This is a genomic window from Solihabitans fulvus, from assembly GCF_008386585.1.
In the GTDB taxonomy this organism is placed as follows: Bacteria; Actinomycetota; Actinomycetes; order Mycobacteriales; family Pseudonocardiaceae; genus Solihabitans; species Solihabitans fulvus.
In genome coordinates this window covers 1-227 of the sequence record NZ_VUOB01000451.1, presented here as the reverse complement: position 1 = coordinate 227, position 227 = coordinate 1, and the positions used below count along the sequence as shown (strand labels likewise).

Here is a 227-nt window from a genome sequence, read left to right as displayed (position 1 = left end):
CCGTCCTGGTCGCCGCCTGCCAACTGCTGCTGCACCGGTGGTCCGGGCAGGACGACATCGCCGTCGGCACGGCCGTCGCCGGCCGCGACCACCCCGGCCTGGAACACCTGGTTGGGCTGTTCGTGAACACCGTCGTGCTGCGGTCCAGGATCGACGGCGGACGCACGTTCGCCGAGTTCCTCGACCAGTTGCGGGAGACCGTGCACGGCGCGTTCGACCACCAGGAC

1 protein-coding gene is annotated in these 227 nt (G+C 70.9%); it reads left to right on the top strand.

Features of this window, described 5'->3' with window-relative positions; genetic code table 11:
* The coding region (locus F0L68_RS41995) for a condensation domain-containing protein (protein WP_149855500.1) at positions 1-227 on the top strand (227 nt) is incomplete at both ends.